10 protein-coding genes are annotated in these 12048 nt (G+C 69.9%); 4 read left to right on the plus strand and 6 right to left on the minus strand.

Translation table 11 applies throughout. The features are described 5' to 3' along the window. Positions 1-404: 404 nt before the first annotated feature. The 3 genes from purH to AUC47_RS05735 are packed head-to-tail and all read right to left on the minus strand — an operon-like array spanning position 405 to position 4102. On the minus strand, positions 405-2012 hold the full coding sequence (gene purH / locus AUC47_RS05725) for a bifunctional phosphoribosylaminoimidazolecarboxamide formyltransferase/IMP cyclohydrolase (RefSeq protein WP_096714259.1): 1608 nt from the start codon (positions 2010-2012) through the stop codon (positions 405-407). Between the two features lie 55 nt (positions 2013-2067). Further along, the gene (gene purN / locus AUC47_RS05730; protein WP_096714260.1) at positions 2068-2649 is read right to left on the minus strand and encodes a phosphoribosylglycinamide formyltransferase; all 582 of its coding nucleotides are present in this window, start codon (positions 2647-2649) and stop codon (positions 2068-2070) included. Between the two features lie 43 nt (positions 2650-2692). After that, entirely contained in the window at positions 2693-4102 is a 1410-nt protein-coding gene (locus AUC47_RS05735; RefSeq protein WP_256999461.1) for a cell division protein PerM, read from the minus strand. A gap of 91 nt (positions 4103-4193) precedes the next feature. Between AUC47_RS05735 and AUC47_RS05740 the strand changes: the two genes are divergently transcribed. Then, positions 4194-5651 carry an NCS2 family permease gene (locus AUC47_RS05740; protein WP_096714362.1) on the plus strand — a complete coding sequence of 486 codons (1458 nt, stop codon included), beginning with the start codon at positions 4194-4196 and terminating at the stop codon, positions 5649-5651. 132 nt (positions 5652-5783) lie between these two features. Here the strand turns inward: AUC47_RS05740 and sucD are convergent, their stop codons facing one another. Further along, entirely contained in the window at positions 5784-6686 is a 903-nt protein-coding gene (gene sucD, locus AUC47_RS05745) for a succinate--CoA ligase subunit alpha (protein ID WP_096714261.1), read from the minus strand. 18 nt (positions 6687-6704) lie between these two features. Further along, positions 6705-7871 carry an ADP-forming succinate--CoA ligase subunit beta gene (gene sucC, locus AUC47_RS05750; protein WP_096714262.1) on the minus strand — a complete coding sequence of 389 codons (1167 nt, stop codon included), beginning with the start codon at positions 7869-7871 and terminating at the stop codon, positions 6705-6707. 140 nt (positions 7872-8011) lie between these two features. On the opposite strand from sucC, the gene AUC47_RS05755 reads away from it, so the two are divergent. After that, entirely contained in the window at positions 8012-8674 is a 663-nt protein-coding gene (locus tag AUC47_RS05755) for a TetR/AcrR family transcriptional regulator (RefSeq protein ID WP_096714263.1), read from the plus strand. Positions 8675-8770: 96 nt separating this feature from the next. Next, complete coding sequence (locus tag AUC47_RS05760; protein WP_096714264.1) at positions 8771-10006, plus strand: acyl-CoA dehydrogenase family protein; 1236 nt, start codon at positions 8771-8773, stop codon at positions 10004-10006. Positions 10007-10043: 37 nt separating this feature from the next. Here the strand turns inward: AUC47_RS05760 and AUC47_RS05765 are convergent, their stop codons facing one another. Further along, positions 10044-10529 (minus strand): hypothetical protein, encoded by a 486-nt coding sequence (locus AUC47_RS05765; protein ID WP_096714265.1) that lies wholly within the window; start codon positions 10527-10529, stop codon positions 10044-10046. A 41-nt stretch (positions 10530-10570) separates the two neighbouring features. On the opposite strand from AUC47_RS05765, the gene AUC47_RS05770 reads away from it, so the two are divergent. After that, the gene (locus tag AUC47_RS05770; RefSeq protein WP_096714266.1) at positions 10571-12019 is read left to right on the plus strand and encodes a phytoene desaturase family protein; all 1449 of its coding nucleotides are present in this window, start codon (positions 10571-10573) and stop codon (positions 12017-12019) included. The last annotated feature ends 29 nt before the right edge of the window (positions 12020-12048 follow it).

Raw genomic sequence — 12048 nt, forward strand, 5'->3', positions numbered from 1 at the left:
CCGCAGGGTCCTCTCGTTCTCAGTCGGTACAGACGATCCGTCAGTTGCCGGGACCGTAGAGGTCCCAGAGGATCTGCGCGTCGCAGGTCTGCCACCACGGGTCGTCGAAGGGCGGGAACTCGAACATGAGGACTCCTTGTATCGGATAGCCACCGGTCAGGGTGACGCTGAGCGGCCACGCTCTGCAGCCGGCACTCGGTCCACGGTAGGTCGGCGCCGCAGACCGCTCAATGGATCCAGCGCCGAGCATGCCGATACTCCGGAATGCCTAATTCCCGCCTGATCCGCCGGACAGCACGCTCGCGTCGCCGAAACCCCCGGAAATCGCCGAGACCCCCTCCTGCCGACGTCGGCAGAAGGGGGTCTCGGCGCGAATGAGGGGTCTCGGCGAAGAAATCCCGGAATCAGTGGAAGAAGTGACGCTCCCCGGTGAAGAACATCGTCACGCCGGCCTTGCGCGCGGCGTCGACGACTTCCTCGTCGCGCACCGATCCGCCCGGCTGCACGATCGCCGTGATGCCAGCGTCGATGAGCACCTGCGGACCGTCCGCGAAGGGGAAGAAGGCGTCGGATGCCGCGACCGACCCGGCCGCGCGATCACCGGCGCGCTCGACGGCGAGACGGCAGGAGTCCACCCGGTTGACCTGGCCCATGCCGACGCCGACCGTCGCGTTGTCCTTCGCGAGCACGATCGCGTTCGACTTCACGGCGCGGCAGGCCTTCCACGCGAAGATGAGGTTCTCCATCTCCTCGTCGCTCGGACGCTCGCCCGACACGAGCTCCCAGTTCTTCGCGACCGAGCCGATGTCGTCGGGGAACCGGTCGGCGTCCTGCAGCAGCAATCCGCCCGAGACGAGGCGCACGTCCATCCGCTCCTGCTGCCAGTCGGCGGGCAGCTGCAGCAGACGCAGGTTCTTCTTGGCCTTGAACACCTCGAGCGCGGCCGGCTCGAACGACGGCGCCACGATCACCTCGGTGAAGATGTCCTTGAGGTTCTCGGCCATCTTCAGGGTGACGGTGCCGTTCGCGGCGATCACACCGCCGTATGCCGAGACCGGGTCGCACTCGTGGGCGCGCAGGTGGGCGCTGGCGATCGGATCGAGGGCGTTCGGGGCGGTCGTCGCGATACCGCAGGGGTTCGCGTGCTTGATGATCGCCACGGCCGGCTTGACCATGTCGTACGCGGCGCGCAGCGCAGCATCTGCGTCGACGTAGTTGTTGTACGACATCTCCTTGCCCTGCAGCTGCGTGGCCTGAGCGATGCCGTGGCCGCCGGATCGCGTGTAGATCGCGCCGCGCTGGTGCGAGTTCTCGCCGTAGCGGAGCGTCGCGAGCCGCTCGGCCTGGATCGTGAGGTGCGCGGGCAGGTCGTCGCCGTCGCTCAGCGTGCCCTCCGCGAACCACGACGCGACGGCGGTGTCGTAGGCCGCCGTGTGGGCGAAGGCGCGCGCCGCGAGCTCGCGCCGCTGGATGAGCCCGGTACCACCCTCTTCGATCGCGCGGATGATGCCGGGGTACGACTGCGGCGAGACGACGATCGCGACGTTGGCGTGGTTCTTCGCCGCGGCGCGGACCATCGCCGGGCCGCCGATGTCGATCTGCTCGACGACGTCGTCGCCCTCGGCGCCCGAGGCGACGGTCTCGACGAACGGGTAGAGGTTGACGACGACGAGCTCGAACGGCTCGATGCCGAGCTCGGCGAGCTGACGCTCATGGTCCTCGAGGCGCAGGTCTGCGAGCACGGCGCCGTGCACCTTCGGGTGCAGCGTCTTCACGCGACCGTCGAGCATCTCGGCGACACCCGTCACCGCCGCGACGTCGGTCACGTCGTAGCCCGCGTCCCGGATCGCGGCGGCGGTCGAGCCGGTCGACACGATCTCGACGCCGGCGTCGGCCAGCGCCTTCGCGAGCACCAGCAGGTCGGTCTTGTCGCTCACCGAGACGAGTGCACGGCGGATGCGGACGGTGTCGCGGTCGCGGTACAACGAGTGGTCGTGGCGGGGGCCGGCCATGAGGTGCTCCTTCTGCGAGAGATCGTGATGCTGCGAGAGGTCGTGCGTGATGGGTTCAGGAGGTGAGCGACAGCTCACCGGTCGCGATGCGGCGCACCACGTCGATGAGCAGGCGCCGCTCGACGGGCTTGATGCGCTCGTGGAGGGTGTGCTCGGTGTCGCCGTCGAGCACCGGCACGCGCTCTTGAGCGAGGATGGGGCCGGTGTCGACGCCGTCGTCGACGACGATGACGCTCGCGCCGGTCTCGGAGACACCTGCGGCCAGCGCATCGCGCACGCCATGGGCTCCGGGGAACTCGGGCAGGTACGCGGGGTGCGTGTTGATGAGGCGCGGTGAGTACGCGGCGACCAGGTCGTGCGGCAGCAGTCGCATCAGACCGCTCAGCACCACGAGGTCGGGGCTCCAGACGGCGAGCTGGTTCCCCAGCTCCTCTCCCCAGGCCTCCCGGCTCTCGTGCTCGTGCCACGGGACGGTGAAGCTGGGGATTCCGAACTCCTCGGCGTGCGCGAGACCGTCGGCCTGCCGGTCGGCTCCGACGACGACGACCCGTGCGGGGAAATCGGGGTCACGAGCGGCCTCGAGAAGGGCACGAAGATTCGAGCCGGTGCCCGAGATGAGAACGGCGACCGTGAGCACGCGCCCAGTCTACCCGGGGCCTCGCACCACCCCCGACCGCGAGTCAGGCGAGCGGATCGGCGGGATCCCGGCGCGGCAGACGGAATCCTGCCGGGTCCCCGGAGGGGTCGGGATCGGTCGACGACGAGCGGTTCTGGTCCTCCCACGCGCGACGGTCGGAGTCGTCCCACGAGATCGCGACTCCGTCGTCGGAAGAGGGGTCGGATGCCGTCATCGCAGCCATCCACCGGTCGGTGCGCTCCTCGGCGACCTCGTCGCGGTGGCGGGGAGACAGCAGCAGGATCGCCGCACCCAGCATCACCTCTCCGCCCAGCGCGAGCGCGAACGGAAGCGGTGCGGGTCCGGCTTCCGTGAGGCGGCCCGGCCCGATCGACCCCGAGGCGAGGACGGCGGCGAGGGCCGCCACGATGGCCGTCACGACGCCCACACCGACCGCGATGACCGCACGAGGGGCAGTGTGTAGCGGGGTCCCCTCCCACACGAGTCGCGAGCGCACGGCCCATCCGGCGAACGCGCCGGCGCCGATCGGGAGCAGCACGACGATCAGCATCCAGATCGTGGTGTTCTCGGGGAGCAGTCCGAACACGGGGATACCCGGCACGATTCCAAGCTGCGTGCCGGCGGGTGAGACGGCCGAGCCCACACCCACCGAGAATCCGGGGCCGGCGATCCACGACGTGGCCCACACGAGCATCGTGGGCAGGTAGGCGAGCTGGCCGAGGGTGATCACGGTGGCGCCGAGGCCGTCCACCCGTGCCGCCTGGAACAGGGCGACGACCTCGCCTCCTCTGACGAGCGTGAGGATCGCGAGCGCGAGTCCGGCGATCGCGGTGATCGTCACGACGGCGAACGCCCCTCCACGAGCGATGGAAGCCGGCACCGGACCCCAGCCGCCCCACGAGTCGACGACGTCGTGCACCCGGTCGACGATGCCCCCGTCGCCGTCCTGCCAGGCGATGCGCACCGCGCCGACGGACGCGCCCACCAGGTACACCGCCGGAGGCAGGGCGATGGCGAGGAGCAGCGGCGTCTCGGCGGCGGCGATGCGGCCCGTGAAAGCGACAGCCGCCGCGATCACCGCCATGGCCACGGTGCCGGAGGCGACGCCGAGCACCCACGCTCCAGCTCGGGCGGCACGCGCGCCGGAGCGCGCGGCGAACAGCAGGGTGAACAGGAGGAAGGCGAGCGGTGTCACCGACAGCGTGAAGACCGCGGCATCCGGGGCGACGCCCGCAGCCCGCAGGACCTCGGTGCCGATCTCGATGTCGACGGGAGCGCCGTGGCCGTACTGCCACAGGGTGCCGGCGAGCGGCCACAGCGCTCCCCAGTCGGCCGTCGCACCGAACGCCAGCGTCCAGAGCAGGGTGAGCGGCGCCAGAAGCGCCGCGAGCCCGACGGCCGCCGCGATGGCGGCGTCGAAAGCGGCGAGGAGCGCGACGAGGAGGCGTTGCATGACGTTTCGAGACTACGACGAGAAGCCCGCCGTCGCCCGCGGGCGCGCGCGAGGCGGCGGACGCGATATCGTCTCCTCCGGAGGTTTCCCGATGTCAACTGCCCCGTCCCTCACCGCCTCGAAGACCGAACCGGCGAGCGCGCTCGACCGCTTCTTCGAGATCAGCAAGCGCGGTTCCACCCTCGGCACCGAGATCCGAGGTGGTCTGGTGACGTTCGTCACCATGGCCTACATCGTGATCCTCAACCCGATCATCCTGTCCGGTTCCGCCGACGTCGCCGGGAACTCGCTCGACTTCAGCGCCGTCGGCGCCGCCACGGCCCTCACCGCCGGCATCATGACGATCCTCTTCGGTGTCATCACGCGTCTGCCGTTCGGCTTCGCTGCTGGTCTCGGCATCAACGCGTTCGTCGCGTTCTCGGTCGTCGGCCAGGTCACGTGGCCCGAGGCCATGGCGCTCGTGATGATCAACGGTGTCGTGATCGTGCTGCTCGCCGTCACCGGCCTGCGCAAGATGATCTTCGACGCCGTGCCGTTCCAGCTCAAGATCGCGATCACGGTCGGCATCGGTCTGTTCATCGCCTTCATCGGCTTCGTGAACTCCGGCTTCGTCACCGCGACCGGTTCGGCATCCCCGCCCGTCGGCCTGGGCGTCGGCGGATCCGTCGCCACCGTCCCGACGGTGCTGTTCATCGTGACCCTGATCGTCACCGGCATCCTCGTGGCACGCAAGGTCAAGGGCGGGCTGCTCATCGGCCTCGTCTCGGGCACCGTGCTCGCCGTGATCGTCGAGGCGATCTGGCACCTGGGCGCCGCCGCCGACGGCAACGCGGGCGGGTGGGGCCTCACGGTGCCCGAACTCTCGGGTGCGCCGTTCAGCCTGCCGGACCTGAGCCTGGTCGGTGCCGTCGACTTCGGCTTCGACCTGAGCAAGGTCAGCCTCGTCGCGATCGTCATGATCGTCTTCACGCTCGTGTTCTCGAACTTCTTCGACGCCATGGGCACCATGACCGGCCTCGCCAAGGAGGCCGACCTGGCCGACGAGAAGGGCGACTTCCCCCGCATCAAGTCGGCGCTGGTCGTCGAGGGCGTCGGCGCGATCGTCGGCGGCGGAACCTCGTCGTCGTCGAGCACCGTGTTCATCGAGTCGGGCGCAGGCATCGGCGAGGGCGCTCGCACCGGATTCGCGAACGTCATCACCGGCGCGATGTTCCTGCTGGCGATGTTCCTCACGCCGCTCACCTCGATCGTGCCGACCGAGATCGCGGCCGCGGCGCTCGTGATCGTTGGTGCGATGATGATGGCTCAGATCAAGTACATCGATCTCACGGACTTCAGCGTGCTGCTGCCGGTCTTCCTCACGGTCACGGTGATGCCGCTCACCTACTCGATCGCGAACGGCATCGGCGCGGGCTTCGTGAGCTGGGTGCTCGTGCAGGCCCTCTCCGGCAAGGCGAAGCGCATCAGCCCGCTGCTGTGGATCGTCGCGGCAGGGTTCGTGCTCTTCTTCGCCCGCGGCCCGATCGAGGCGCTGTTCGGCGTCGCCTGATCCGCGACGACGAAGAGGGGCGGATGCTGCGGCATCCGCCCCTCTTCGTGTCTGCACGCCGCAGATCGCGGCACCGGGGCATGAGAAAGGCCCCGGGGTGGAGCCCGGGGCCTTCTCGAACAGCTTAGCGCGTCAGAGCGACTCGACGATCTCGCGCATCAGGGCGGCGGTCTCGGACGGCGTCTTGCCGACCTTGACGCCGGCGGCCTCGAGGGCCTCCTTCTTCGCCTGAGCGGTGCCCGCCGAGCCCGAGACGATGGCGCCGGCGTGGCCCATGGTCTTGCCCTCGGGAGCCGTGAAGCCCGCGACGTAGCCGACGACCGGCTTCGTGACGTGCGCCTTGATGTAGTCGGCCGCGCGCTCCTCGGCGTCGCCGCCGATCTCGCCGATCATGACGATCGCCTTGGTCTCGGGGTCGGCCTCGAACGCGGCGAGCGCGTCGATGTGCGTGGTGCCGATGACCGGGTCGCCGCCGATGCCGATGGCGGTCGAGAAGCCCAGGTCGCGCAGCTCGAACATCATCTGGTACGTCAGGGTGCCCGACTTCGACACGAGGCCGATCGGGCCCTTGCCCGTGATGTTCGCCGGCGTGATGCCGACGAGCGCCTCGCCCGGCGTGATGATGCCGGGGCAGTTCGGGCCGATGATGCGAGTCTTGTTGCCCTTGCTCTGCGCGTACGCCCACGCCTCGGCCGAGTCGCCCACGGGGACGCCCTCGGTGATGACGACGAGCAGCGGGATCTCGGCGTCGATGGCCTCGATCATCGCGTCCTTGGTGAAAGCACCGGGGACGAAGGCGATCGACACGTCGGCGCCGGTCTCCTTCATGGCCTCGGCGACCGAGCCGAAGACCGGCAGCTCGACGGCCGCGCCGTCCTTGTCGGTGTGCGAGACCGTGGTGCCGGCCTTGCGAGCGTTCACGCCGCCGACGACCTGGGTGCCGGCCTTCAGCATGAGCGCGGTGTGCTTCGTGCCCTCGCCGCCGGTGATGCCCTGGACGATGACCTTGGAGTCCTTGTTGAGGTAGATCGACATTCTTCTAGTCCTTCAGTCTCAGGCGTTGGCGAGCTCGGCGGCCTTGTCGGCGCCCTCGTCCATCGTGGCGGCCAGGGTGACGAGCGGGTGCGCGTACTCCGCGAGGATCGCGCGACCCTCCTCGACGCGGTTGCCGTCGAGGCGCACGACGAGCGGCTTGGAGGCCGCGGAGCCGAGGGTCTCGAGGGCGCCCTTGATGCCGTTCGCGACGGCGTCGCAGGCGGTGATGCCGCCGAAGACGTTCACGAAGACGCTCTTGACCTGCGGGTCGCCGAGAATGACATCGAGGCCGTTGGCCATGACCTCTGCCGAGGCTCCCCCACCGATGTCGAGGAAGTTCGCCGGCTTGACGCCGTTGTGATTCTCGCCGGCGTAGGCGACGACATCGAGCGTCGACATGACGAGCCCGGCGCCGTTGCCGATGATGCCGACCTCGCCGTCGAGCTTCACGTAGTTGAGGCCCGACTTCTTGGCCTTGGCCTCGAGCGGGTCGGCGGCGTCCTTGTCCTCGAGCTCCTCGTGCTCCGGGTGACGGATCTCAGAGGCGTTGTCGTCGAGCGTGACCTTGCCGTCGAGGGCGATGATGTCGCCCTCCTCGGTGCGGACGAGCGGGTTGACCTCGACGAGAGTCGCGTCCTCGCCCTTGTAGACGTCGAACAGCTTCACGAAGACGTCGGAGACCTTCTCGACGAGGTCCTCGGGGAAGTTCGCCGCGCGGGCGATCTCGACGGCCTTCTCCTTGTCGATACCCGTGAGCGGGTTGACCTCGACGCGTGCCAGGGCCTCGGGACGCTCGACCGCGAGCTCCTCGATCTCCATACCGCCCTCGACCGAGCAGAGGCTCAGGTACGAGCGGTTGGCGCGGTCGAGCAGCACGGAGAAGTAGAACTCCTCGGCGATGCGCGCACCCTGCGCGACCATGACGCGCTTGACCACGTGGCCCTTGATGTCGAGACCGAGGATGGCCTTGGCCGCCTCGTACGCCTCGTCGGGGGTCTTGGCGACCTTGACGCCGCCCGCCTTGCCACGGCCGCCGGTCTTCACCTGAGCCTTGACGACGACCACTCCGCCGATCTTCTCGGCCGCCGCCCTCACCTCCTCAGGGGTGTCCGCGACGATGCCGGCGAGGACCGGCACTCCGTACTTCTCGAAAACGTCTCGTGCCTGGTACTCGTACAGATCCACTGTGGTTCCTTCACTGGGCTGCTGTCTGGTAATTCTCTCGATGTCGAGACATCGACCAGTCCCCCAGCCTACTACCTCGGCCTGAGCGCCCCGGAGCGCGGAAACCGCTGGCGCGCGCTCGGAGGTTCTAGGCTTTCGCTATGCGAGACTTCTCCGATTCGCGCGACGCCGTCGTCGCCGCAGCACTCGAGCTCTTCCAGGCGCAGGGCTTCGACCAGACCTCCGTGGAGCAGATCGCGAAGGCCGCCGGGGTCTCCCGCTCGACGTTCTTCCGCCAGTTCGGCGGCAAGGAGGACGTCGTGTTCGCCGACCACGAGGTCATGCTCGGCCAGCTCCGCGAGTATCTCGCCGAGGGGCACGACGACCCGTGGGGCGCCGTCTGCGCGGCATCCGAGTCGGTCTTCGCGCATTTCGCCCGCGACCCGGAGCTGGCCCGCCGCCGCTATCAGGTGGTGCGCCAGGTGCCGGTGCTGCGCGAGCGCGAGATCATCACGGTCTTCCGATACGAGCGCCTCTTCGACGACTACCTGCGCACCGCGTTGCCCGGAGTGGACCCGCTGGATGCCGTCGGCTTCGCCGCCCTGGTCACCGCAGTGCACAACCACGTGCTGCGGCAGCTGCTCCGCGGCAAGAAGAAGGTGCCGCTGTCGACGCTGCAGACCGCCCTCGCCGACGCACGGCGTCGCTACGGCGTGCCGGCGGAGGCGGAGACGGGCGCACCCGACGACGTCGTGGTCGCCGTCTTCCCCCGGTCGATGCCGGTTGCGGAGATCACCCGCCGCCTTCGCTCGCAGCTGGACTGACTCGCGGGCTTCGCGCACCGCCCGGCGCTTCGCTCGCTCGCCTTCGTGAAACCGAGTACCGAGGAGTACGATACTCAGGTCCACGAAGGAGTCCCCATGAGCACTGCAGCCTCCCCCCTCCCCGGCGAGCGCGTCGCCTCGTACGACATCACCGCCCGACAGGACAGCGACTACTACGCGGTCTTCGCCGACATCCCGGATGCCGACCGCGCGGCCTGGGACCGCGCGAAGGCGTACATCGACGAGGTCGGGCCGCAGATGGCCGACGCCTGGGACCGCGCCGAGTACCCGCTCGACGCCGCCCGCCGCATGGGCGAGATGGACCTCGTCGTGGACGGGATCGACCATCCGTCTCTCACGCACCTCTCTCCGCTCGCGGCGGGGCTGGTGAACATGGAGATCTCCCGGGGCGACGGATCGCTCGGCACCGTGCTCGCCGTGCAGGGCGGTCTCGCACTGCGCACTCTCGCACTGTTCGGCTCGCCCGCACAGCAGGAGCGCTGGCTGACGGCACTCGCCGACGGCTCCGTGCTGGGCTCGTTCGCCCTGACCGAGCCCGACCACGGCTCCGACTCCGTGTCGCTCGAGACGGTCGCCCGTCGCGACGGCGACGAGTGGGTCCTCCGTGGCGCGAAGAAGTGGATCGGCAACGGCGCCTCCGGCGGCATCACGTTCGTCTGGGCGCGCGTCGACGACGAGTCGGACGAGGGGCACGGCTCGGTGCGGTGCTTCCTCGTGGAGCAGGAGACGCCCGGATACGCGGGCACGGCGATCCGGGGCAAGGCATCGCTGCGAGCGATCCACCAGGCGCACATCCGCCTCGACGACGTTCGCGTGCCGCTCGACGCCGTGCTCCCGGGAACGAAGAGCTTCAAGGACGCGTCCACCGTCCTCTACGCGACGCGCTCCGGCGTCGCCTGGTCGGCCCTCGGCCACGCGACCGCCTGCTACGAGGCCGCCCTCGCCTACGCCAAGACGCGGGTGCAGTTCGGCAAGCCTCTCGCCGGGTTCCAGATGGTGCAGGAGCGGCTGACGCACATGCTCGAGGACCTCACCGCGATGCAGCTGTACTGCCGCCGCCTGGCCGACCTCGAAACGGCGGGCGAGCTCCGGCCCACACAGGCGTCGCTCGCGAAGTTCCACAACACCCGCGCGGCGCGGCGGGTGGCGGCGACCGCGCGCGATCTGCTCGGCGGCAACGGCATCCTGCTGGAGTACGGCGTGATGCAGCACATGGCAGACATCGAGGCCATCCACACCTACGAGGGCACCGAGAGCGTGCAGGCCCTGCTTCTCGGCCGTGACATCACCGGGAAGAGCGCGTTCGCCTGACCCCTCGCCCGAGGGCGAGCGACATGCGACGGATGCGTCAGTCGCAGCCGCAGCCGCCGGCGGGCGTCTTCACCATGAAGCACACATCGCACACGCCGTAGTCCCGCTCGACGGGCTTCGGCGTCGCGGCGACGCGCGGTGCGGCGGCCGCGCGCGGCGTCGACGACCGCTTGGCCTTCACCGGAGTGATCGGGCGGAACTCGCTCGGGTGCGTGACGTAGAAGAACGGCGCACGACCCTCGCTCGCCCGCAGGCGCAGCGGCGTCGACCCGACGACGACGACCTCGTCCTCGGTGAAGCCGTTCGTGTAGGTCTTGCCGATGTGCAGGCTGACGCCGTCGCCGCGACGGATCGCCTCGATGTAGCGGCCGCGGTCGATGTAGGAGGAGATGCCGACGGCATCCATGATCGCCGTGATGAACTCGTGGTTCTCCTCGGCGATGCGGTGAGCGCGGAGCGCCTCGCGGAGCGATCGGTACGGACGGGAGGTGCCGGTGGGGGTCGGGCCCTGGACTTCGTTCATCTCCTCCAGGATCTCACGTTCCGACGTGGAAGACTGGCGGCATGGTTCGCGCGACGATCATCGGATCCGGTCCGAACGGCCTCGCGGCGGGGGTCTCCCTCGCCCGAGCCGGCTACGAGGTGCGCGTGCTCGAAGCCGCGGACACGATCGGCGGCGGCGTCCGCAGTGCCGAGACCACGCTTCCCGGGTTCGTGCACGACATCTGCTCGGCCGTGCACCCCGCCGCGCTGTCGTCGCCCTTCTTCCAGGCGTTCGGCCTGGCCGACCGCATCGACTGGATCGTGCCGGAGATCTCCTACGCCCACCCGCTCGACGGCGGCCGTGCCGGCGTCGCCTGGCGCGACATCGAGAAGACCGCTGCCGGACTGGGCGTCGACGGGAAGGCCTGGCTCGCGCTGCTGCGCCCGTTGAGTCGGCACATCGACGGCGTCGTCGACTTCACCGGGAATCAGATGCTGCGGATCCCCCGCGAACCGCTCACGGCGCTGCGCTTCGGCCTGCGCATGATCGACCAGGGCACGCCCTTCGCCGACCTCTCGTTCCGCACCGACGAGGCAGCCGGGCTCATCTCCGGCGTGCTCGCCCATGCCCCGGCGCGGATGCCGTCGCTCGCCGCCTCCGCCGCCGGGTTGCTGCTCGCCGCAGCGGGACACGCGGGCGGCTGGATGTACCCCCGCGGCGGAGCGCAGCGCATCGCCGACGCCATGGTCGCCGACATCGAGGCGCACGGCGGCTCGGTCGAGTCGGGCGTGCATGTCACCGATCTCGGCGATCTCGACTGGGGCGACCCGGATGCCGGCGACCTGCTTCTGCTCAACACGTCGCCGCGCCTGCTGCTCACCCACCCCGACATTCCGAGCCGCTACGCCCGAGCGATCCAGGGGTACCGGTACGGGGCCGCCGCCGCCAAGGTCGACTTCGCGCTCGACGGACCGATCCCCTGGACGAATCCCGACGTGGCGCAGGCGCCGACCGTGCACCTCGGCGGCACCAGAGCCGAGGTCGCGGCGAGCGAGAACGCCGTCGCCCGCGGCCGGGTCAGCGACCGTCCGTACGTGCTCACCGTGCAACCGTCGGTCTTCGACCCGACCCGCGCCCCCGAGGGCAAGGCGGTGCTGTGGGCGTACATCCATGTGCCGGCGAACTCCGACCTCGACGCGACCGAGCTCATCACGCGGCAGGTCGAGCGCTTCGCGCCGGGGTTCCGCGACAGGATCCTCGCGCATCACTCGGTTCCGGCCTCCGCGCGGGAGGCGGTGAACCCCGCAGAGATCGGCGGCGACATCCTCGGCGGCGCCTTCACGATCCCGCAGGCCGTCCGGCGTCCGGTGCTCAGCACCGCGCCCTGGCGCACCCCGATGCGCGGCGTATACCTCGCCTCGTCATCGACCCCGCCGGGCCCCGGCGTGAACGGGCTGGCGGGATGGCACGCCGCGCGCACCGCCCTCGCGGACGCCGGTGAGCGAGCCACCCTCGCCGACCTGTTCTAGCAGGGCCACTGCGCGCCAGCCCCTTCTGC

The sequence above is a fragment of the Microbacterium sp. SZ1 genome (assembly GCF_002362255.1).
Taxonomy (GTDB): domain Bacteria; phylum Actinomycetota; class Actinomycetes; order Actinomycetales; family Microbacteriaceae; genus Microbacterium.

Excerpts from the sequence above, each read along its gene's own strand:
- AUC47_RS05760 (WP_096714264.1), top strand. The coding sequence starts at position 8,771 with ATGAGCACTGCAGCCTCCCCCCTCCCCGGCGAGCGCGTCGCCTCGTAC.
- purH (WP_096714259.1), bottom strand. The coding sequence starts at position 2,012 with ATGGCCGGCCCCCGCCACGACCACTCGTTGTACCGCGACCGCGACACC.
- AUC47_RS05735 (WP_256999461.1), bottom strand. The coding sequence starts at position 4,102 with ATGCAACGCCTCCTCGTCGCGCTCCTCGCCGCTTTCGACGCCGCCATC.
- AUC47_RS05770 (WP_096714266.1), top strand. The coding sequence starts at position 10,571 with ATGGTTCGCGCGACGATCATCGGATCCGGTCCGAACGGCCTCGCGGCG.
- AUC47_RS05740 (WP_096714362.1), top strand. The coding sequence starts at position 4,194 with ATGTCAACTGCCCCGTCCCTCACCGCCTCGAAGACCGAACCGGCGAGC.
- AUC47_RS05755 (WP_096714263.1), top strand. The coding sequence starts at position 8,012 with ATGCGAGACTTCTCCGATTCGCGCGACGCCGTCGTCGCCGCAGCACTC.
- AUC47_RS05765 (WP_096714265.1), bottom strand. The coding sequence starts at position 10,529 with ATGAACGAAGTCCAGGGCCCGACCCCCACCGGCACCTCCCGTCCGTAC.
- sucD (WP_096714261.1), bottom strand. The coding sequence starts at position 6,686 with ATGTCGATCTACCTCAACAAGGACTCCAAGGTCATCGTCCAGGGCATC.